16 protein-coding genes, 2 tRNA genes and 4 pseudogenes are annotated in these 21897 nt (G+C 39.2%); 7 read left to right on the top strand and 15 right to left on the bottom strand.

Annotated features, from left to right (window positions below; translation table 11 throughout):
* Window positions 1-57 precede the first annotated feature (57 nt).
* The 3 genes from fusA to rpsL are packed head-to-tail and all read right to left on the bottom strand — an operon-like array spanning window position 58 to window position 3029.
* Window positions 58-2142, bottom strand: coding sequence for an elongation factor G (gene fusA / locus BN67_RS02285; RefSeq protein WP_019222539.1), 2085 nt, complete (start codon window positions 2140-2142; stop codon window positions 58-60).
* 26 nt (window positions 2143-2168) lie between these two features.
* The gene (gene rpsG, locus BN67_RS02280; protein ID WP_019222538.1) at window positions 2169-2639 is read right to left on the bottom strand and encodes a 30S ribosomal protein S7; all 471 of its coding nucleotides are present in this window, start codon (window positions 2637-2639) and stop codon (window positions 2169-2171) included.
* An 18-nt stretch (window positions 2640-2657) separates the two neighbouring features.
* Complete coding sequence (rpsL, locus tag BN67_RS02275; RefSeq protein WP_019222537.1) at window positions 2658-3029, bottom strand: 30S ribosomal protein S12; 372 nt, start codon at window positions 3027-3029, stop codon at window positions 2658-2660.
* 490 nt (window positions 3030-3519) lie between these two features.
* Here rpsL and xth point away from each other — a divergent pair, with 490 nt between their 5' ends.
* The 5 genes from xth to BN67_RS02250 all read left to right on the top strand — a co-directional run bounded on the left by xth (window position 3520) and on the right by BN67_RS02250 (window position 7717).
* Complete coding sequence (gene xth / locus BN67_RS02270; RefSeq protein ID WP_026088122.1) at window positions 3520-4302, top strand: exodeoxyribonuclease III; 783 nt, start codon at window positions 3520-3522, stop codon at window positions 4300-4302.
* A 132-nt stretch (window positions 4303-4434) separates the two neighbouring features.
* Entirely contained in the window at window positions 4435-5340 is a 906-nt protein-coding gene (locus BN67_RS02265) for a transporter substrate-binding domain-containing protein (protein WP_019222535.1), read from the top strand.
* A gap of 146 nt (window positions 5341-5486) precedes the next feature.
* The gene (locus BN67_RS02260) at window positions 5487-6239 is read left to right on the top strand and encodes an amino acid ABC transporter permease (RefSeq protein WP_019222534.1); all 753 of its coding nucleotides are present in this window, start codon (window positions 5487-5489) and stop codon (window positions 6237-6239) included.
* A gap of 2 nt (window positions 6240-6241) precedes the next feature.
* The gene (locus BN67_RS02255; RefSeq protein ID WP_019222533.1) at window positions 6242-6958 is read left to right on the top strand and encodes an amino acid ABC transporter permease; all 717 of its coding nucleotides are present in this window, start codon (window positions 6242-6244) and stop codon (window positions 6956-6958) included.
* Window positions 6959-6970: 12 nt separating this feature from the next.
* Complete coding sequence (locus tag BN67_RS02250) at window positions 6971-7717, top strand: amino acid ABC transporter ATP-binding protein (RefSeq protein ID WP_033313074.1); 747 nt, start codon at window positions 6971-6973, stop codon at window positions 7715-7717.
* Window positions 7718-7852: 135 nt separating this feature from the next.
* Here BN67_RS02250 and BN67_RS12510 read toward each other — a convergent pair.
* The 6 genes and pseudogenes from BN67_RS12510 to BN67_RS02220 form a co-directional block, all read right to left on the bottom strand.
* Window positions 7853-8631 (bottom strand): annotated as a pseudogene (locus BN67_RS12510) (tetratricopeptide repeat protein).
* A 469-nt stretch (window positions 8632-9100) separates the two neighbouring features.
* Window positions 9101-11824 (bottom strand): valine--tRNA ligase, encoded by a 2724-nt coding sequence (locus BN67_RS02240; protein WP_019222531.1) that lies wholly within the window; start codon window positions 11822-11824, stop codon window positions 9101-9103.
* Between the two features lie 157 nt (window positions 11825-11981).
* Entirely contained in the window at window positions 11982-12548 is a 567-nt protein-coding gene (locus BN67_RS02235; RefSeq protein WP_026088121.1) for a DUF2497 domain-containing protein, read from the bottom strand.
* 262 nt (window positions 12549-12810) lie between these two features.
* Window positions 12811-14103, bottom strand: coding sequence for a TolC family outer membrane protein (locus BN67_RS02230; protein WP_425277074.1), 1293 nt, complete (start codon window positions 14101-14103; stop codon window positions 12811-12813).
* Between the two features lie 57 nt (window positions 14104-14160).
* On the bottom strand, window positions 14161-14835 hold the full coding sequence (locus tag BN67_RS02225; protein ID WP_026088119.1) for a protein-L-isoaspartate O-methyltransferase family protein: 675 nt from the start codon (window positions 14833-14835) through the stop codon (window positions 14161-14163).
* A 189-nt stretch (window positions 14836-15024) separates the two neighbouring features.
* Window positions 15025-15098 (bottom strand) — tRNA-Cys (locus BN67_RS02220).
* 188 nt (window positions 15099-15286) lie between these two features.
* Here BN67_RS02220 and BN67_RS02215 point away from each other — a divergent pair.
* Window positions 15287-15361, top strand: a tRNA-Asn gene (locus tag BN67_RS02215).
* A 432-nt stretch (window positions 15362-15793) separates the two neighbouring features.
* Here BN67_RS02215 and BN67_RS11365 read toward each other — a convergent pair.
* From BN67_RS11365 to BN67_RS02195, 5 genes and pseudogenes are all read right to left on the bottom strand, one after another.
* Window positions 15794-16477: pseudogene (locus BN67_RS11365) on the bottom strand (DnaB-like helicase C-terminal domain-containing protein); the annotation flags it as partial.
* A gap of 25 nt (window positions 16478-16502) precedes the next feature.
* A pseudogene (locus tag BN67_RS11360) lies at window positions 16503-16868 on the bottom strand (ParB/RepB/Spo0J family partition protein); the annotation flags it as partial.
* Window positions 16858-17208 (bottom strand): hypothetical protein, encoded by a 351-nt coding sequence (locus BN67_RS11355; protein ID WP_051011282.1) that lies wholly within the window; start codon window positions 17206-17208, stop codon window positions 16858-16860. The gene BN67_RS11355 and the pseudogene BN67_RS11360, both read right to left, overlap by 11 nt.
* Window positions 17192-17317, bottom strand: coding sequence for a hypothetical protein (locus tag BN67_RS15155; protein WP_280101208.1), 126 nt, complete (start codon window positions 17315-17317; stop codon window positions 17192-17194). Before BN67_RS15155 ends, BN67_RS11355 begins: the two co-directional genes overlap by 17 nt.
* Before the next feature lie 70 nt (window positions 17318-17387).
* On the bottom strand, window positions 17388-17681 hold the full coding sequence (locus tag BN67_RS02195; protein WP_019222524.1) for a helix-turn-helix domain-containing protein: 294 nt from the start codon (window positions 17679-17681) through the stop codon (window positions 17388-17390).
* 152 nt (window positions 17682-17833) lie between these two features.
* On the opposite strand from BN67_RS02195, the gene BN67_RS02190 reads away from it, so the two are divergent.
* Window positions 17834-18364: a helix-turn-helix domain-containing protein gene (locus BN67_RS02190; RefSeq protein WP_019222523.1), complete on the top strand. Its 531-nt coding sequence runs from the start codon at window positions 17834-17836 to the stop codon at window positions 18362-18364.
* A gap of 2070 nt (window positions 18365-20434) precedes the next feature.
* Here BN67_RS02190 and BN67_RS12505 read toward each other — a convergent pair.
* Window positions 20435-21846 (bottom strand): annotated as a pseudogene (locus BN67_RS12505) (DEAD/DEAH box helicase).
* Between the last annotated feature and the right edge of the window lie 51 nt (window positions 21847-21897).

The raw sequence follows: 21897 nt of genomic DNA, 5'->3' as shown, positions 1-21897 counted from the left end.
TCTCCATTTTCCGTCCAAACCAAGGACTTAGTTAAAAATTAATAACGTAATTTAAAATCACGCATATTTCTTCTGAATCTCCAAAGCAACAGCTGAAGGAACAGGTTCGTAATGATCAAACTGCATTGTATACTGCGCACGTCCCTGACTCATCGAACGAAGATTATTCACATAACCAAACATATTCGCCAAAGGAACCATTGCATTCACAACTGTTGCAATACCACGCGCTTCAGTCCCAGAAATCTGACCACGACGAGAATTCAAATCACCAATGACATCACCAACATAATCTTCTGGCGTTACAACTTCTACCTTCATAATTGGTTCGAGAAGCTGCGCACCAGCTTTTTTAGCTCCATCTCGGAAAGCAGCACGAGCAGCAATTTCAAAAGCCAAGACAGAGGAGTCAACATCATGATAACCACCATCAATCAAAGTAGCCTTTACACCCAGCATAGGAAAACCTGCAAGAGGACCAGCCCCCATAACGCTCTCTATCCCCTTTTGTACACCCGGAATATATTCCTTAGGAACAGCACCCCCAACAATTTTTGACTCAAAAATAAAATCATCACCATCATGAGGTTCAAAAATAATTTTTACACGAGCAAACTGCCCAGCACCACCTGACTGTTTCTTATGGGTATAATCAATTTCTGCCACTTTTGTAATTGATTCACGATAAGCAACTTGAGGTTGACCAACATTCGCCTCCACCTTAAATTCACGCCGCATACGATCAACAATAATATCAAGATGAAGCTCGCCCATTCCAGCTATAATTGTCTGCCCTGATTCTTCATCAGACTTCACACGAAATGAGGGATCCTCTGCAGCTAAACGATTAAGCGCGATCCCCATCTTCTCCTGATCTGCTTTTGTTTTCGGCTCAATTGCAATTTCAATAACAGGTTCTGGAAACTCCATACGCTCCAGAATAACAGGCTTCAAAGGATCACAAAGAGTATCACCGGTTGTCGTTTCTTTAAGTCCTGCCAAAGCAACAATATCACCAGCAAACGCCTCTTCAATATCTTCACGAGAATTTGAATGCATTTGAAGCATACGCCCCAAACGCTCTCTTTTCTTCTTCACGGTATTTTCAAGAGAAAGACCCTTTTGAACCTTACCAGAATAAATACGACAAAACGTCAGTGACCCCACAAATGGATCATTCATAATTTTAAAAGCAAGCATAGAAAGCGGCGCCTCATCTGAAGACTCACGTGTCGTTTCACCTTCAGTCTTTACATCGATACCGCCAATCGCAGGAACATCAACGGGAGAAGGAAGATAAGAAACAACAGCATCCAAAAGCGGCTGAACTCCCTTATTTTTAAAAGCCGTACCACAAAGAACAGGATGAAATTGAACCTCTATTGTTCCCTTACGAATAAGAGCAATAAGTTGCTCATTGGACGGCATAACCCCTTCCAAATAAGCCTCTGTCGCAGCCTCATCAACTTCAACTGCCATCTCGATAAGTTTTTCGCGATATTCCTCCGCTTTCTCTTTCAAATCGGAAGGAATTTCACTTACCACTGCCGAAGCACCAATAGAACCATCCCACTTCAAAGCCCTCATCTCAACGAGATCAACGACACCTTCAAAGTCATTTTCAGAACCTATCGGCAACTGCACAACAAGCGCCTTAGCCCCCAATCGTGAACCAACCATTTCTACACTACGATAGAAATCAGCACCTATTTTATCCATTTTATTCACAAAAACCATGCGTGGCACATGATACTTCTCAGCCTGCCGCCAAACAGTCTCCGTTTGAGGCTCCACCCCAGCATTAGCATCCAGCAAAGCAATCGCACCATCAAGAACACGCAGAGAACGCTCAACCTCAATTGTAAAATCGACGTGTCCCGGCGTATCAATAATATTAAAGCGCCGTTTCCGACCATCACGCCCTTGCCAGAAGGTGGTGGTCGCAGCAGATGTAATCGTAATACCGCGCTCTTGCTCTTGCTCCATCCAATCCATCGTAGAAGCACCATCATGCGTCTCACCGATTTTATGATTTTTACCAGTGTAAAACAAAATACGCTCAGTCATAGTGGTCTTACCCGCATCAATATGCGCCATAATCCCAAAATTACGATAATCCTCAATTTTATATTCGCGAGCCATTACATTTGCCTTAGTTTTTAATACACTTACCAGCGATAGTGAGAGAACGCACGATTAGCCTCAGCCATACGATGAACATCTTCACGCTTTTTTACTGCAGAACCACGATTATTCGCTGCATCCATCAACTCACCAGAAAGACGATCAACCATTGTACTCTCATTACGCCCACGTGCCGCTGTAATCAGCCAGCGAATAGCAAGAGCCTGACGACGATCAGGACGAACATCAATCGGCACCTGATAAGTAGCACCACCAACACGACGAGAACGAACTTCAATATGAGGAGCGACATTCTCCAAAGCCCTATGGAACAAAGCCACAGGATCTGACTTCACTTTATTTCCTAAAGCATCAAGCGCACCATAAACAATACGCTCAGCGACTGACTTCTTACCATCAAACATGATGGCATTCATAAATTTTGTAACAACCAAATCACCAAACTTAGGATCTGGATTAATTTCACGTTTTTCTGCTCTATGGCGACGGGACATCGGCTCTGTCTCTCAATATTATTTCGGACGCTTTGCGCCATATTTCGAACGACGCTGTTTACGATTCTTGACACCCTGTGTATCAAGCAACCCACGGATAATGTGATAACGAACCCCTGGCAAATCCTTCACACGACCACCACGAATCATTACAACGGAGTGCTCCTGAAGATTATGCCCCTCTCCAGGAATATAACCAATAACTTCAAATCCATTTGTTAAACGGACTTTAGCAACCTTGCGAAGAGCAGAATTCGGTTTCTTCGGTGTCGTTGTATAGACACGTGTACAGACACCCCGTTTCTGCGGATTCGACTGGAGAGCAGGAACCTTATTGCGCTTGACTGACGCCACACGCGGCTTGCGAATCAACTGGTTTACGGTAGGCATGTAACCTTCCTCTTTATCGATCTACATTCGTCTCACCCATTTGGGCTTTCTCTTATTTGATCTATCCCGATACTATCGGAGTAAATACCCAAGCTTACACACAAAATCGGGCACACCTGCCATAAACAGCTTACCCGACTATAAGCAGAGAAGGCGCTAGCCTCTTGCACTGGTATTTGCTTTTAAGCTTCTAACCCTGTTCGAATGACTTAATAAACACCCAGAACACTCTCACACCGGTCATAATGGTTTCTAATAACGAGAACACATACATTCGTCAAGAACTAAACAGCAGATTTTTTTTAAAAATAAAAATAAATTAAATTTTAATCGTTTTAATTGGTTTTTTTTACAAAAATTCTCAATCAATCAGATTTTCATAAAACAACAAGTTCCTACAACAAAAAAATCCACGACATATTGTAGAGTTTCATAGAACATTTTAACGTAGCAGTTTTATAAATTGTACAGGTGAGTTAAAATGAGCATCTTGAAAATAGCAACATGGAATATTGCCGGAATAAAAGCACGGCATGAAACATTATATCAATGGTTACAACAAAATCAGCCTGATATAGTCTGTCTACAAGAAATTAAAAGTACTGATGAAAACTTTCCACGTAATGCAATTGAAGGACTTGGTTATCATATAGAAACACATGGACAAAAAAGTTTTAATGGTGTTGCAATCCTCTCCAAAAAAACACCAGATGAAGTAATCCGCCGATTACCAGGCAATGACAATGATGAGCAAGCACGTTATATTGAGGCTGTTTATTCAACAAATAAAAGCGTTATCCGCATTGCCTCCCTCTATCTACCAAATGGCAATCCTACACAAAGCGAAAAATATCTTTATAAAGTAAAATGGATGGAGAGATTATATACCCATGCAAAATCATTGCTAACCTACGAAGAGCCCTTGATTCTCGCTGGTGATTATAATGTTATTCCTACGCCATTGGATGCAAAAAAACCTCAAGAATGGAGAAAAGATGCCTTATTTCTTCCCCAAACAAGACTAACATTTCAACGTATTATGCACTTAGGTTTTTACGATGCTATTCGCAATGTCACAGAGAGCCCCTCATTCAGCTTTTGGGATTTTCAAGCTGGTGCTTGGCACAAAAATAATGGGATTCGCATCGATCACCTGCTCTTATCACCAGAAGCTGTTGATCAACTCATCTGCGCTTATAGCCAAACCGAAGTAAGAGAATATCAAAAACCATCGGACCATACTCCCGTTTGGGTTCATCTTAACTGCAATTAATAAAGGACTGCACCTGATTTTATTGAGTTCACAAAAAATATCCCACCTAGAGTAATAAATATGCTACACCATGCATGAAACGATCTTCAACAATAAAAAATATATAAAGTTCATAAATAAACGGAGGGCATAATGAAAAAATCACTACTTATATTGATTGCAGCAACAACTATGGGGCTGACAAACCTCGCACATGCTGGAAGTAATACGCTTGAAAAAATAAAAAAAACAGGGGAAATCACTCTAGGAGTTCGTGAATCATCAGGTCTAGCCTATGCCCTTGGTGATGGGAAATATGTAGGTTTTCATACAGAAATGGCAGAAAATATCATCAACGATATTTCAAAAAAAATTGGCAAGCCAATTAAAATTCATTATCTTCCTCTCACATCCCAAAATAGAATTCCTCTTTTGAACAATAGTACCTATGATTTTGAATGTGGCTCAACAACAAACGATAGAGCTCGTGGTAAAAAAGCAGCATTTGCTTATACGACTTATATTGAAGAAGTTCGAATTGCAGTAAAGAAAAACTCTCACATTAAATCTCTTGCCGATTTAAATGGCAAAACAGTTGCAACCACCACCGGTACAACTTCTGTTCAACTGATCCGTAAAAATAAACGCGCAAAAAACATTAACTTTAATGTTGTGAAAGGAAAAGATCACGGAGATAGCTTCTTATTATTGGAATCTGGACGCGCAGACGCATTTGTCATGGATGCTTCAATTCTCGCTGGGCATATTGCTAAATCAAAAAATCCATCTGATTATATCATTCTCGATACTGTACTTTCCGTTGAGCCCATCGCTTGTATGCTTCGCTTAAATGACAAAGACTTCGAACAAGCAATCGATGACAGCATTGTGCGCCAAATCAAGGATAAAACACTTGAAAAACTTTACAATAAATGGTTTCTAATGCCAATCCCACCTGCAAATACTGTTGTCAACCTTCCTCTATCCAAAGCCACGAAATACGCTTGGGAACACCCAAACAATAAACCTCGCGAATCTTACGCAGAAAATAATTTGTAGAATTCCAAATAAAGCATAACAATACTCTTTTTAATTGAGTAGAGTTATGCTTTATTTCATCTTTTACCAAGTTTACTAAACTTAATATATATAAATACCGTTGGTTTATTACTTTTTAAATGATTTCACTGAGGAAATATCAATTAATGGACTTTTCTTTCCTTTGCACAGATGATCTTAACCAAACACTCATAGCTGGATGCTTGGGAACTCCTGGTGTGAGCCATACCTACTTGGATACACTGCTCGAAGGCTTAAAAAATACAGTTATATTATCCATCTCCTCATTGGTTTTAGCTGTCTTTTTTGGGATCATCATAGGAACAATGCGTACTCTCCAAAACACGTCCATAATCCGTTGCTTTTTGCGTACTCTTGGAAGCATCTGGGTGGAAGTTATGCGTAACATTCCTCTGCTTGTGCAAGTTTTTTTGTGGTATTTTGTTGTGCCTCGTATCTATCCACCAGCAATGCATTTTTCACCCATCCTCTTAATAACCTGTGCTTTGGGATTCTTTACATCAGCGCGAATCGCAGAACAAGTTCGCTCAGGGATTGAGGCAATTCCCTCTGGACAACGCTATGCAGCTATGGCAATGGGCTTTACGACCTATCAAATTTACCGCTATATCATATTACCACGTGCTATACGTACAATTATGCCTCCACTTACTTCAGAAGCCATGAGCATCGTAAAGAACTCATCCATCGCATTCGCTGTTTCAATCAATGAACTGATGCAATTTCAATATCAAACAATTGAAGAAGTAAGCCATGTTTACGAAAACTATATAATCGTTACAGTGTTGTACATTTTTGTGGCTTTATGCGTATTCACCATAATGACTACCATTGAAAAAATGCTTAAAATTCCCAGTTTTCAAACAGAGGAACACTAAATATGATCAATTTCATACCCTCTCAGTTTGGATTTTCATTTCCTTTTCATTTTTCAGACTTTGATTTTTCATTTTTCACTTTTGATATATTCTGTTCTTACATTTTATCAGGATTGCTCTTTAGCGTTTTTCTAACCATTTTTGCAACGCTCTTAGGACTTATTTTCGGAACATTCTTAGCAATGATGCGGCTTTCTTCTATAAAGCTGCTTTCTTGGTTTGCAATAATTTATATAACAGCTATGCGATCAATCCCACTTGTTATGGTTATCTTATGGTTTTTTGTGCTTTTACCTTTTCTCACTGGCACATCAATCGGTGCGAATAAATCAGCGCTCATTACCTTTACTGCATTTGAAACTGCTTATTTTGCCGAAATTATGCGTGCCGGTATAAACTCCGTTTCGCAAGGGCAAAAACATGCAGGACAAGCTCTTGGAATGACATATTGGCAAAATATGTACATTGTCATTCTCCCGCAAGCCTTGAGAAATATGCTTCCAGTCTTTTTAACGCAAGTTATTATCCTCTTTCAGGACACAACGCTTGTTTATGCAATTAGCGGCAATAGTCTTCTAAACGGTTTTGACATCGTTGCTAACAATTTTGGTGCAAAGCAAGAAGCTTATATCTTAGCCGCTATTTTCTACTTTGTCATCTGTTTTACATTGTCGCAGATCGTCTCATATTTACAGAAAAAAATATCCATTATTCGCTAACAGGAAAAGAAAATGTCTACTCATATGATCGAAATAAAAAATGTCTCTAACTGGTATGGCGAAGTGAATGTTCTTAAAAACTGCTCAACCAAGATAAATAAAGGAGAAGTTGTTGTTGTTTGTGGGCCTTCAGGCTCAGGGAAGTCAACACTCATTAAAACGATTAATGCTTTAATTCCTTTTCAAAAAGGTGAAATTTGGATCAATGGAACACCCGTTCATTCAAAACAAATAAATCTTCCTCAATTGCGCAGCCAAGTAGGAATGGTATTTCAGCATTTCGAACTTTTTCCTCATTTATCTGTCACAGAAAATTTGACAATTGCACAAATAAAAGTCCTCAAACGCAGTAAAGAAGAAGCGCTTGAGCGTGGTTTATTATATCTTGAACGCGTTGGACTTATTGAACATAAAAATAAATATCCTAGTCAACTTTCTGGAGGGCAACAACAACGTGTTGCCATCGCACGTGCCTTGACCATGGATCCACTCGTGATACTTTTTGATGAACCAACATCTGCTCTAGATCCTGAAATGGTCGGTGAGGTATTAGATGTCATGGTGAGTCTTGCAGAAGAAGGAATGACGATGATTTGCGTAACCCATGAAATGAAATTCGCAGAAAAAGTTTCAGAGCGTGTTATCTTCATGGACCAAGGAAAAATCCTTGAAGACTGCTCATCCAAAGAGTTCTTTTCGAATCCCCAAGCAAGAGCACCACGTACGCAAGAATTCTTATCTAAAATCCTTAACCACTAGCCATCACATTACGCCCTCCAATTTTACGACCCAAAACTCTTCCTCTATTGCACGCACTTCTTTTTCTACTATAAAACAAAATATGAAAGGCGAAATTTAATGTTAAAAATGGTAGAAAATATTGCTATAAAATATTCAAAAGCTATTATTTTTTAAAAATCACCAACCAATGACAGGGCTATACGTTTTTCAAATTCATCACAAATAGCAAGAGCGTATTCTTGCAAAGGACGCATCCAGTCTCGACCTTTTATATCATCTTTCTCATAGGCTGCAGTTAACATGGCTGCACCACGAACAGTTTTTCCTGCCTGAAATAGCATATTTCCAAGCATCGCTTGAGCTGAAGGATTCCCTTTTTTGCTGAAAGCTGAAACCATCTTGCAGCCTGTACAAGGTTTTTCTCTCGTCCCTCCCCTTTTTAAAATATTTTTCCCAACTGATACTGAGCTTTGGAATTTCCATAATTCATCGCAGCCTGCATATAAAAACTAGCAGCATAAGAAGGATTAGGTTTTAAGGTATTTGAGGAATGCCTTTTTTATATACCCTGCAAATTGAACCAAAGTATCAGAAACATGGCTCTCATCCTCTCAATCAAGAGAAACACCTTTTTCAACGATATATGCAAAAAAATGATATGCCTTATAATCATCTTCAGGGCCCCCATCACCATTTGCATAAATATGGCCGAGTTTCCAATTTGCACCAATATTACCCATATTAGCTGCACACTGAAATGCTGAAAGTGTCTGATTTATTTGACCGTTTTTATAAGCAAGCATACCACGTTTTAAAAAATCAAACGGATTATCAGTAACTGTCTGCGCGCTATTGGCATCTATGACATAAGAAAGAAGAAAAACAATCACAATTGTAACTTTTTTCCATAATATTTTGGATTTATTTATCATCCACTCCCCTTATCTTAGCTCTACCTCTTACAACGGATTTGAAATCTGTGTAGCAAGAGAAAAAAATTCCCATTCTTCTGCACAAGAGTTTTATTTTTTAAAATAAACCATTATCCTATCTTTTGTACAAAACTCCTCAATATTATTGTACTGATTATGAACAATAAAAATTGTTTAAGATGAAAGTTACTAAAAAATACTTCAAAATAAGTAAAACATATAGTGGTTGTTTAAGTAACAAGAAATGCAGATGAGATAAACGAATATAATGAACGCTCACCTTTGTCCTTCCTAAATGCAAAAACCGCGAATATTTACAAGTTTTTGATTTTTATAATTTTTGTATGAAAGAACTTCGGAAATAACCTTAAAAGTTAGAATTGAAAAACAAAAAAACGCTCTTTTAAAGAAAAGCTCTTAATCAACAAAGCAGCAGCGTAAAATAATTCAGGAAAAGAAAGAAGTGCTGTTATGCCAACCGCTCTAAAGCAACAGATATTTTCTCCTGCGCAGCACGCAATTCTATCATTCTATTACGCTCCGCCTCAACAATTTCTGGTCTTGCATTTTCTACGAACTTAGGGTTATTTAATTTAGCGGATATTTTTTCGATATCCTGTTCAATTTTCTTGACATCTTTCATCAAACGAGCACGTTCAGATTCCAAATCAATCAACTGCCCCAATGGTAAACAAAAAATCGTCTTTCCCAAAAGTATTTGTGCTGAAACACCCGGAACTTTTTCAGAAAAATCAATTGTTTCAACACGTGCTAATTTTCTAAGAAGAGAATCATAACATTGCACACGCTCCCGCGTTAATTTATCACCTTCTACAATAACAAGCGGTGCGAGAGTAGCAGCCGGAACATTCATTTCAAAACGCACAGACCGAATCTCACTGACAATATCAATAAGCCAGTTAATATCAGAAGCGGATTCTTCATCTACAAACATGCCCTCTGGCCACGCTGTCAATGCCAGCATATCTTCACGTTTCATTCCTATTGTTTCGGTAAGAGACCATAACTCCTCAGTCATATAAGGCATAAAAGGATGAAGAAGTTTATAAACCTCATCCAAAACCCAAGCAGTACATGCCTGCGCCTCATTTTTAGCCTCCTCATTTGAACCTTGAAATACCGGTTTGAGAAGTTCCAAATACCAGTCACAGAATGTATTCCAAATGAATCGGTAAAGTGCGCTAGCAGACTCATTAAATTTATAATTTTCAATTCCCGCAGTGACGATTGAAACAGTTTTATATAATTCTGTTAGAATCCAACGATTAAGTGCAAGCTTTGCATTTCCTGGCTTAAAAGCCGCATCATGCTTCACACCATTCATCTGCGCAAACCGAGTAGCATTCCATAATTTTGTAGCCAAATTACGATAACCAGCAACACGAGAAGGATCAAGTTTTACATCACGCCCTTGCGCAGCCATAATAGCCAAAGTGAAACGGAGTGCATCTGCACTATATTGATCAATAAGCTCTAATGGATCAATAACATTCCCCTTCGACTTTGACATCTTTGCGCCTTTTTGATCCCGAACGAGAGCATGGACATAAACCGTTGGAAAAGGAACTTCTCCCATGAAGTGAATCCCCATCATCATCATACGCGCAACCCAGAAGAAAATGATATCAAACCCCGTAACCGATAGAGAGGTTGGATAAAAGGCAGAGAGCTCCATAGTTTTGTTTGGCCAACCCAATGTTGAAAAAGGCCAAAGAGCAGATGAAAACCATGTATCTAAAACATCTTGATCACGCGCTAGCTCAACCACTTCACCATAATGAGAAAAAGCTGACGCGAAAGCTTCTTCTTCAGTTTTTTCTACAAAAACTGTACCATCAGGACCATACCAAGCTGGTATCTGATGCCCCCACCATAACTGGCGCGAAATACACCAAGGTTGAACATTTTGCATCCAATTGAAATAGGTTTTTTTCCAACTATCGGGAACAAATTGCGTTTTTCCTTGAGAAACAGCCTCTATTGCCGGCTTAGCTAATTCTGCAGCATGAACATACCATTGATCTGTCAAAAATGGTTCAATAGGTACCCCACTACGATCCCCATGTGGAACACTGTGTGGATGATCCTCAACAGCTGCGAGATATCCACCTTCTTCCATCAAAGAAACAATCCGATCACGCGCAAAAAAACGATCCGATTGATCTAAATTTTCCACGAAGACTTTTAATTCATCCGATAAAGTGAGTCCCTCAAAAAATGCTTCATTCTTTCGCAGAAAAATCTCCGCTTTTTTTGTAAAAATATTGATCAAACGTAAATTGTTGCGCTGCCCAACTTCAAAGTCATTAAAGTCATGTGCTGGTGTAATTTTTACAGCACCACTTCCCGCCTCAGGATCTGCATGCGCATCAGCAACAATCAACAGCCTACGCCCCACAAGTGGCAAAATAGCATTGTGGCCTATAAGGTTTCTATAACGCTCATCTTCAGGATGAACTGCAATTCCCGTATCACCAAGCATTGTTTCTGGTCGTGTTGTTGCCACTGTTATAAAAGTTGTAACATCATTAGGATTGAAAATTTTTCCTTCAAGTGGATATCGAAAGTGCCACAAATGACCTTTAACTTCTTTTTGCTCGACTTCAAGATCAGAAATAGCCGTTAATAATTTAGGGTCCCAATTAACCAGACGCTTATCCCTATATATCAACCCTTGTTTATAAAGAGTCACAAAAACTTCAAGGACAGCTTGAGATAAGCCTTCATCCATTGTAAAGCGTTCACGCGACCAATCACATGAAACCCCAAGACGACGCAGCTGGTTTGCAATAACACCCCCAGCTTTATGGCGCCATTCCCAAACACGCTCAACAAATTTTTCTCGCCCCATTTCTTGACGCGTCGGTTCTTGGCGTTCTGCAAGTTGACGCTCAACAACCATTTGCGTCGCAATCCCTGCATGATCCATACCAGGTTGCCATAACACATTCTTACCACGCATTCGTTGAAATCTGACCACAATATCTTGAATGGTCGTATTCAGTGCGTGCCCCATGTGAAGTGAGCCTGTAACATTGGGAGGCGGAAGCATAACACAAAAAGGTTCTGTACCACTTTTTGAACCCTCCCCCGCTGCAAAAGCACCACGAGCCTCCCACCTCTTTGCAATCCGTTGTTCTATAGAAGCAGCATCATAGTTTTTTTCTAACATTTTATTCACCCATAACGCCGCTAAAAAAGCAATATACGACCTTTAAGCGGATCATACTATCGTGCAAACTTACCCGTTTATATTGCGTCTCTACGAAAATGCAGAAAAGCACCCATAAATAAAATAAAAATTTAAAAAATAAATGAAAAATGAACAGTTAAGATGACTTCTTAATCGCCTTAACAATCTCTTCACGTAAAATATTCTCAAGCAAAACAGGCAATTTACTCTGTAACCATTCTGCTATAGCCGGACGCAAAACATCCTTTGCAATTTTCTCTGCAGAAGAAATACAATATTCAGAAAGCTCCACATGAGAAGCCATTATATTTTCTGACTGCGAAGCACGCGCCTCATCTCTATATTCTTTTGTTTTATGAACAGAGTGCTGCTCTTCAGAAAAAGGCTTCATTTTTTGCATATCCACACTAACCATATTATTTTCCCCCTCTGCATTCTCTTTTTCTTGCGCTAAAGAAAAATCCTGTTTTTCAGAAGAAAGACCAATACGATCAGCCAAAGCCTTCATGGCATCATCAACAGATAAGCTTGCATTATAATCAGCTTCTGACGCAACCTCTGAACGATTTCCAAAAGCATTTACAGCAACATCTTCATTTAAAAAGTGATCAGGTTGAACCCCATTTTCTTCGATTATTTCACGAATAGATGTTAAAATTTCATCCATACTAGGCTCGCGTAACACACTTGAACTCTGTACCATACCTTAAAACCTCTCAAAAACGCAACAACAAACAGAATCACACTACTAGTTTAAGCAAAAGAATCATAAGATCAACATGCCGCCCACTATATTTCAAACATACCACTCTATTTCAAACATGATTGTCACGAAAAAAGCCCTACGCACAACTTTATTGATGAAAGAATGTTTGATTTCTCTCTTTTATTGCATGCCCAATGATTGATTTATGATCTTTTAAAGATTTAAATGACTTGCAGATTAAAAAGGCATTTTTATGCATTTATCGGGTGTATTTAACCGTTTTTAAACCTAAATAGTCTGCGGTCAATTTCCCAATCGAGGATTGCACATTATAACTCGCAAGAACGGCATTTCGTTCTGCCATCGCAAGGGCGATTTGAGCATTGATCAACTGAGTCCGAGAATTTAAAACATCTAATGTTGTGGCTTGTCCCACACGATTTTCTTGAATACGCCCCTTAAGAGCAATTTCAGCAGCACGGACACTCTCACGATAAGCAACAACCGCTGAACCTGCACCTTCTAACTGAAACCAAGCGGAAGTAAGTGCCTGCCTTATGTTACTATGTGCCAAATCAAGCTGGAGACGAGCCTGTCCCAACTGTTCCCTTGATTGGCGAATCTGAGCAGACGTGCGGCCACCCTCAAAAATGGGAATGCTCACCGATAACCCTATTGATTTAGAAACGCCATCTTCTCCAATGCCACTGTAAACCCGATTATAAGACGCTGTTGCAGAAAAATCGACCTTAGGAAGCAGTGCACCTTCTTTTGCCTTTACATTATAGAGACTCGCATCAACTAAATATTTCGCATAAAGAATTGCTGGATGCATAACAACGCTCATTTGATAAGCAGTATCAAGAGTTACCGGCAAGTTTCCAGCCGCAAGCGGACGTTGTAACTTTTCAGGATCGAAACCTATAACTTGTCGATAAACGGCCTCTGCTGATTTCACATCAGCACGTGCAAGACCGAGTTCTGAAACAGCCAGAGCGCGCGCAGCCTGCGCTTGAGCAAGATCAATACGCCCGCCCTCCCCCACATCAAATCTTGCTTTATTCGAACGAACTTGTTCTTCAAGAGCAGCCAAATTCTCTCTACGAAGATCTGCAATACGCCGTGCTTGGTAGAGATTTGCATAAGCAGTGACAGCATCCAAAAATGTATTTTGCTCAGCATTACGAAGATACTCACGCTGCGCCCGCAGCTTTACTTGCGCTGAAAAAAAGGTATTTTGCGTGATAAAACCATCAAACAATCTTTGGCTTAATTTTATCCCCAAAGATCCAGAAGTAGTATAAGGCCCCGCCACGGACTTACTCCGCCCATAACTTCCAACACCCTCAATTTGTGGCAACAACCCTGAGCGTGCAATGACCACATCATCTGTTGATATACGGACAGCTGCACGTTCACTATTCAACTTAGCGTTGTATATATAAGCTTTAGAAAAAGCACCCATCAATGTTTCAGCACAAACAGGCTGAGAGAAAGAAGCGCTCAAAGCCAACAATAAACACACCTGAAATCTTCTATTTACTTTGAACACAATATAAATCCCCAAATGAGCCACAAAGCTATATTCTACTCGCAAAGAAAACAAGCATTAAAATATAAAATCAGGCGTTCTTAAAAAACCAGGAAGACATTTCACAGCAAGGTTAAAAGCACAACGCGCCGAAACAATTCCATCTTCTTTGACATAGATTCGCGCAACACCGGCATTACCATGTCCTTCAACAACAACAAGACGTCCATCATCTTTCATTTGCTCAAAGATATCTTTTGGAACAAAATCGACAGAACCCTCAATAAAAATCACATCATAAGGTCCTTCAACCGCATATCCCTGCTCCAAAGATCCATGAACCACAACCACATTATCACATTGATTACGCTCTAAAGCCTCAACAGCCCGTTCTAAAAGAACTTCATCACTTTCTAACGCAATGACAGACTCAGAAAGTTTTGAAAGCAATGCTGCGCAATAACCACTGTTTGCACCAATATCTAACACAATATCTGATGATTTAATAGCAGCAAGCTGTAGTAATTTTGCTAAAGGGGCAGGCTCCATCAAATAGCGTGCAGGAACCCCATTTTGGGCCGTGCATGTAACAATATCAGTATCAAGATAACTTAAAGCTCTCATATCTTCTGGTACAAAATCTTCACGCGGCACTGTTAAAAATGCTTTAAGAACTGATAAATCCGTCACATCTACTGTACGAATTTGATTGTCAACCATTTTGCGGCGAAGCTCTGCAAAATCTGCAACCATAATGACCATTCTCTCCTACATAACAACAAAGGACCACAAACCTTTATTGTAGGTGTTACAAAAAAGTACGCTATAGTCAACAATTAGATTTTAACCAGACTATTTTCCATAATGAAAGCCTCTTATCATGAAAGAAAGCCGTTTACTGGCGCGTATTATCCCAAAAGGTCATCTTAAGTTAAAGTCATCTGGAGGCCTCGCCCGGAATCGAACCGGGATACAAGGATTTGCAGTCCTCTGCGTAACCATTCCGCCACGAGGCCTCGTAAAAAACAGGTAAGTTTTTCAATAAGCGAAGGGAACGCATCCGTCAAGCTATAGAAATTTTCTTTCATCTTTTTTCCTCTTCTTCTATAATTTCTCATACTTTTTTTTCAAAAAAAGTAATTTTATCCTTTGCAAATCACGATTGCTTTGCTATAGCCCTTGATTAATAATATTTGGGCACTGTTCCCCGGTAGCTCAGCGGTAGAGCAACCGGCTGTTAACCGGTTGGTCGCTGGTTCGAATCCGGCCCGGGGAGCCACATTTTTCATAAAACAGATTTCTACAAATTTTTATTGCGTAGTGTAATGCCGATTGATTTTTCACTCTTTTCCAAAGAACGGAAACTTTAAATGCACGTTCGGTGATAGAATTTCAAACAGAGAACCCTATAATTTACGTTTTTGCTATAAATTTGAAAGGAAGATTGATTCTTTCCAGCTCTTGGTGAACAGCCTTGTCAGTGTAAAAAGTATTCTTTCACACATTCACCCTACAAGCGAAATGATGTAGCTTGTCATCAGGTTTTGCAGAATTTGACACCAGGTTTTGCAGCAATTCATTTTTAAAATTCACGTCTTTTTAAAAAAATTAAAGGGGTTTTCAAAGGGTTTTCAAAGGTCTTTCAAAGGGCGTTTTAAGATGCATAATTTTGGGTGAGAGCCTCTTGGATTTTTTCTAAGATATTACCTGATTATCTTCTCTCTTCCAGATCGCTAAAGCGTGTAAAATCGGATTGAAAGGCAAGAGGAACGGCGCCTGTCGGACCATGACGTTGTTTGGCTATAATAACCTCAGCTTTGCCCTTGGCTTTCTCCATTGCCTCTTGCCATTTACTATACTCAAGGGAGCCTTCTTTGGGTGCTTCATTTTTGAGATAATATTCTCCACGATAAACAAACAGCACAACATCGGCATCTTGTTCAATGGAACCTGATTCTCGTAGATCGGCAAGCTGGGGACGTTTATTTGTTCGGTTTTCAACTTGGCGTGAGAGCTGTGAAAGAGCAATGATGGGGATATTGAGTTCTTTTGCCAAAGCTTTAAGCCCCATGGTAATCGCTGTGATTTCTTGAACGCGGTTTTCTGAAGAACGTTTTGCGCTACTTGTCATTAACTGGATATAATCAATGACTAAGACACCCAAACCATGTTGGCGTTTGAGACGCCTTGCACGGGCGGATAATTGGGCAAGGGAGATACCACCAGTTTGGTCGATATAAAGGGGTATTTTTTGTAAATGATGCGTTGCACGAATAATTTTGCTCAATTGCTCTTCTGAGAGATTGCCTCGTCGAATATCACAAGAAGAGACCTCTGTTTGTTCAGAGATAATACGGGTTGCAAATTGTTCTGATGACATTTCCCTTGAAAGAAATCAAGCTGTTGAGAACCATGCCTCTTCATGCCTGCTCCTCCCCACGTTCTTTCTCAAGATAATCACAAAAACGCCCCTTTGTCTGCGCATCTGCTCTTTTCCATACCCCTAACAATTGGGCATAAATCCGTTCCTGTTCATTCATTTTCAGCGGCGTATTAATCCCATTGACCAAATCAATAGCACGCCGTAAATCTCCCTCAATCTGTTGCAAAGCAATCGCCACCCGCCGTTGGAAAACCGGCTCCATCTTAGCTAATTTGAACAACTGCGCCTGATTATCTGCCAATGCCGTCCCACGCAAAACCGAACGCAATTCCGGCTGTAAATGCTGAGAAATGCGATCGAGACGTTTCACAGACTCCTTCGATAAACCAATCCTATCGGCAACTTCGATAAGATCTCGCAAAAACTGGTTCTTCCAAACGCCGATTAATTGTACGCAAAGAGCGAGCAACTGCTGTACGTTCACGCTCTTGCATGGCAACAATGCGCCGCCGTGGCACCTCAAACTGATAATGCAAAATATGAATGGCAATTTGCCGCGCCAACATCGCATCAAACAAATAATGCGGCGGATCTATAATAAAGCGTATCGGCAGATGCCTAAAGCCACAACTCACTGCTCTAAAAGAACAGCTAAGCATCATTTCTAAACGTTCAACTTCTGAATAAGGATTGAAGAGCTCTCTCTTTTCCTCTGGGGTCCATAAATTATAAGCAGCAACTATAACCACCCCCGATAAAGACAATCTGATCATCAGCTATGACCCAAATGGCTGCCCCCTGATGAAACTCTATGCAATTTACCTTGCCTATTTCGTCTTGATCTTTAGACATTGATAAACCTTTTTATCTTATGGTATTTAAATTCATGGCAAATGCACTAACACGCAAAGCCAACACAGTTTTAAGCAGCACTCCCACGCAATGGGGAATGTTTGATGGAATCCGTATGAGCGTGTTTTGCTGCTTTAAAAATGCGACGGCGACTTTTGGGGTAGCGCTCAAAGAAAACTTGCTCGACGGGCAAGCCGATAAAGTCTGCAATAGCACGCTCGGCTTTCTCATTGGGTCGTGTCCAGATATGCTGAACGCTGGATGAAGGGAGTTGATATGCTTTCGCGAGCTCCGCCAAGGTCATGTTACGGTAGTGTGGCTCGGCTAAAATACTATGGCGATCCCATTTTTGTGTGATTGTCATAACTTTCGCTCCTGCTTTAAACGGATGCTCAAATCATCCGTTTTTTGTGGGGTTAAATGTACAATAAACGCCCTCAATAACGGGCGGTAATAGGATACATAATTCACTTTTGTGAATTAGTCAACCTGGATGTGGATTAGGAGTGATTTTTTTTGGGACGACCTAAAAAAGAACCTAAAACAGAACTGGCAAAACGATTACGTGAAGTACGGCTTGCCCTTGGTTTTTTGGAACGCAAACAGTTTGCTGATCATCTTGCAGTACCTGAAAGTACTATGAGTAACTACGAAACTGGCTTACGCGAACCACCTGTATCGATGTTAGTAATTTACAAAAATGTTTGTGGTGTATCTGTGGAATGGCTAGCTACAGGTGAAGGTGAAATGTTTAGTGACATAGCAAAAGCGAAAACAGCGGTTTTAAAAGCACCTACCATTCCTGCTGGACTCATGAAAAAACTCGGTCGCATAGCTTATACAACCTATCGCGATGCAAATATAAAACTCCCCCCTGAAGATCTAGCGGAATTAGCGGCAGAGCTTTATAAAAAGTTACAAGAGCTTGTTCAAAACATAAACGACACTGAAGAAGTGGAACTTACTTTGCCTCTTCTAAAATTGCATTTAAAGCGTCAAATAGAAGTTGAAAAAGCACATCTAGTAACTACACAAGATACGGCTTAATGCTCCTCTAAAAGGAAAAATCGATATGAAAATCTTTTTTGCTTTTGGGATCATTTTTGGTTGATTTTAGAGTCCATTGAACTTTTGGATTGATTTTTTTCAAGGGGTCTTCAAAGGCGGTTTTCTGGGCTTTCAAAGACTTTTCTCATTTTTGCTACAAAATCGTAACTTTTACCATTTTTCGCATTTTTTCCAATTTTAGGTGTCAAAATCTATTTTGACAAAACGCGCATTTAATGGTAAAAATTGTACGTAAAAACAACAAATTACCACCTATTCCTAACTAATCCCACCTCTTCCCACTTACTGCAAAATCTACTGTCAAACTACAATAGACAAAGAATGAAAGCTCTCCACTTCACAAAAACACTATTCTCTCTTTGAAGCTTACACTGAATCTTTTTAAGATAAAAAACGTGCCGAATAAGAAAGTACAACTTTTCTCACAAGATTAATAAAAAACTCCATAAATTTATTTTTTTATAATGAAAACAAAAATCCTCAAATTCACATTCAATGTTCATGAAGATAACCGCCCAATAGGCTTTCTGTCTTCCAATGAATCACTAAAAATTGCAAAATAATCGAAAGAACACTTCGATTACGTAAAATGATGAATCGTAACTTTTTGAGAAAAAATTAAACCGCGCAAATAACCTAGAAACTTTCTGATAACTTTACTCTATAAAGCTTAAAGAAATGATTTTACAAAAACATATAACTCTTTTTATTCATATAATAATTTTAATTTTTCTATTCTTTTTTGAGACAAAAATGCAAAAATTAAAGTTTGAGAATAGAAATTTCAAAGAAGCAATTAAATTCAAAGATTACTTTCAAAAACAATCAGATCAATGGGAAATTTAGCATAAACATGATCTTGATCTAAAAAACATAAGTCATATCACACCGCATTTATTCCCTAAGTTACAAGGAATATGGAATAAAAGTGAAATATCATGAGCTCATGACACATTAAAATATAAGTATAGTAAAGATGATGAAACAACTTTAACGCTCACGATGCTCTTTCCATTTTACTTTCCAATTCCCAATGTTATGTCTGCTCTTATATTGAAATAATTCCTGCTTCTCTTAGACATTTTGAGTCCCACCCCACATTGCCCTTTCTATTCCCTTTTTTTATGTGTGAGAGAGGAATCTTTTCTCATTCATGATTGCAACTTATGAGTTGGTTTTGTATCACTCGTTCTAAAAATGCGTATCAATCTACTTTTTTAAAGAGCCGTTCTCCAAGCTTGCTAAAGCTTTTCTCATTTTTGCTATTAAATTTTTATTTTTTCGATCAAAATCCAATTTGGTAAACAGTGCATTTTGGGATAATGAAAACAATGAATTGTTGCATATTCTTCAACCATAAAACCTTTTTCCCTTAAGGAAAAAGCGAATCTTAAATAAGCATCATAAGAAAATTTGAAAATAGAGTTTTTATCTCTCTAATTTACAAGTCATAGACCTTTTCAAAATATCTCTTCACTACATTCAACATATTGATTTATATGTATATTTATCGTTACTAACCATAAATCATACCCCCAAATATTGTAAAATTATCTCATCTCAAATCACTTCATGTTGAATCAATTTTATTCACTTGGCTTTACGCCATAAGCAAGATTGGCATGAAGATAAAAATGAGAGAAAAAAGGAAAATACCTCTCATGAATCGCCTTCATGTAAGAGCTGTCGCAATCTCATGAAGCGAGTAAATTGCCAACACTATGAGTTGATAAATAGATGGAGAGCTGGCAAAAAAATGACGGTACCGACTTGTCCCTTTATAAGCGTGAAGATGGCAGTGCACAATGGATTTACCGTTTATAACAATTCACTCAAACACCACCACGAAATGGGCTAAAGAACTTTAAGAGAGATCTCTTTAAAACGAACCCATTAACATTCAACAGACAAAATATTGCTACTTCTAAAAAATGGGCCGCTTTATCCCCCCTTTCATGATAGAAAAAATACTGTTTTTTACTTCCTTTGCTCTTGAGTACACTAAAAAGAGAACAATATTCCTGCCACGATCTCTTTTAAAGATTTTACTCAAGCCGCCCTCTTCACGGACTTTCGGAAACGAAAAGACCTCGCACGCTTTGCTGTTGCTTTAGCTTTTTTGTGCCTTTCATGAGACGGTTAAGAATTTTTACCCTGTGACTGTTCAGCTTTTTTTTACGATTGAAAAATTGCTTCCGGCGTTTAGGTTTTCTCAGAGAAGATTCTTTCTTAGATGTCTCCTTCCCTCCGCCTTCTTCCACAATCGTTTTTTCTGGAAATGCAGCAAACTGTTCTGGAACAGATTCACGTGCTAATCGCATACGAATCAAGCGTTCTACAGCACGCAATCGTGCACCCTCTATCCCTTCATCAAACAGCGTGAGTGCTTCACCCTTTGCACCATTGCGTCCTGTACGACCAATACGATGCACATAACTTTCAGCTTCATCTGGTAAATCATAATTAATAACGTGGCTTACTCCTGGTATATCAATACCACGGGCTGCAATATCTGTTGCAACCAGAACCTGTGCCACTCCTTCACGAAAAGCTTTTAAAGCAGATTGACGAGCATTTTGTGATTTATTTCCATGAATTGTTGCAACACAATACCCTATCTTGACGAGACTACGCGTAACAGCATCAGCACCATGTTTCGTCCGGGTAAAAACAATAACCGAAACAAACGCCGGATTTGTCAAAAGTTTCCCTAAAATATTCTTTTTTTCACGTGTCTGAACACAATATAACTTTTGCGTAACCTCCACAGCCGTGGTTCCCTGAGGAGCCATTTCTATTTTTACTGGATCACTAAGTAAAGTTTTTGCCAATGCCGTAATTTCTTTCGGCATTGTCGCAGAAAAAAGAACTGTCTGACACTCCGGATGCAAAAGCTTTGCGATTTGCTGTACATCATGAATAAAGCCCATATCTAACATACGATCTGCTTCATCGAGAACAAAAAAACGCGTTTGAGAAAGATCAACGCATTTTTCACGAACAAGATCTCTTAAACGCCCTGGCGTTGCTATCAAAATATCCACACCTGTTTTCATGCGTTTAATTTGTTTTAAACGTGATACCCCACCCAAAATAAGACATGTAGAAAGATGCGTTCCCTTCGCAACAGCACAAATTGTTTCATCAATTTGAACAGCAAGCTCACGTGTAGGAGCCAAAATCAAAGCACGCGCAGTTTTAGGGAACCGTTTATTCCCCAAAGCCAAAACCTGACTTAAAATAGGCAAACCAAATGCCAAGGTTTTTCCAGAACCAGTCTGTGCAATGCCTAAAATATCATATCCTTTCAACATCACTGGAATTGCCTGTTCCTGAACAGGCTTAGGTTTATTCATACCAGCAACGAGCAAGTTTTTAATCAAAAGATGAGACAAACCTAAATTGGTAAAAACATTTTCTCTATTTATATCCAAAATAAAATCTTTCCTCAGCTCAACCATGCTAAGCAAATAACAAGCTGAACTGTGTTCCTCAAGAACCTGCGCAAAAGA

It is taken from the genome of Bartonella rattaustraliani AUST/NH4 (assembly GCF_000312565.1).
Lineage (GTDB): Bacteria > Pseudomonadota > Alphaproteobacteria > Rhizobiales > Rhizobiaceae > Bartonella > Bartonella rattaustraliani.
This window is presented reverse-complemented; position numbering and strand designations above follow the sequence as displayed.

Coding starts and splice junctions, on each gene's coding strand:
- BN67_RS02250 (WP_033313074.1), top strand. CDS start 6,971: ATGTCTACTCATATGATCGAAATAAAAAATGTCTCTAACTGGTATGGC.
- BN67_RS02255 (WP_019222533.1), top strand. CDS start 6,242: ATGATCAATTTCATACCCTCTCAGTTTGGATTTTCATTTCCTTTTCAT.
- fusA (WP_019222539.1), bottom strand. CDS start 2,142: ATGGCTCGCGAATATAAAATTGAGGATTATCGTAATTTTGGGATTATG.
- BN67_RS02240 (WP_019222531.1), bottom strand. CDS start 11,824: ATGTTAGAAAAAAACTATGATGCTGCTTCTATAGAACAACGGATTGCA.
- BN67_RS02260 (WP_019222534.1), top strand. CDS start 5,487: ATGGACTTTTCTTTCCTTTGCACAGATGATCTTAACCAAACACTCATA.
- BN67_RS02235 (WP_026088121.1), bottom strand. CDS start 12,548: ATGGTACAGAGTTCAAGTGTGTTACGCGAGCCTAGTATGGATGAAATT.
- BN67_RS02195 (WP_019222524.1), bottom strand. CDS start 17,681: ATGACAATCACACAAAAATGGGATCGCCATAGTATTTTAGCCGAGCCA.
- rpsL (WP_019222537.1), bottom strand. CDS start 3,029: ATGCCTACCGTAAACCAGTTGATTCGCAAGCCGCGTGTGGCGTCAGTC.
- BN67_RS02225 (WP_026088119.1), bottom strand. CDS start 14,835: ATGGTTGCAGATTTTGCAGAGCTTCGCCGCAAAATGGTTGACAATCAA.
- BN67_RS02265 (WP_019222535.1), top strand. CDS start 4,435: ATGAAAAAATCACTACTTATATTGATTGCAGCAACAACTATGGGGCTG.
- BN67_RS15155 (WP_280101208.1), bottom strand. CDS start 17,317: ATGTCTAAAGATCAAGACGAAATAGGCAAGGTAAATTGCATAGAGTTT.
- rpsG (WP_019222538.1), bottom strand. CDS start 2,639: ATGTCCCGTCGCCATAGAGCAGAAAAACGTGAAATTAATCCAGATCCT.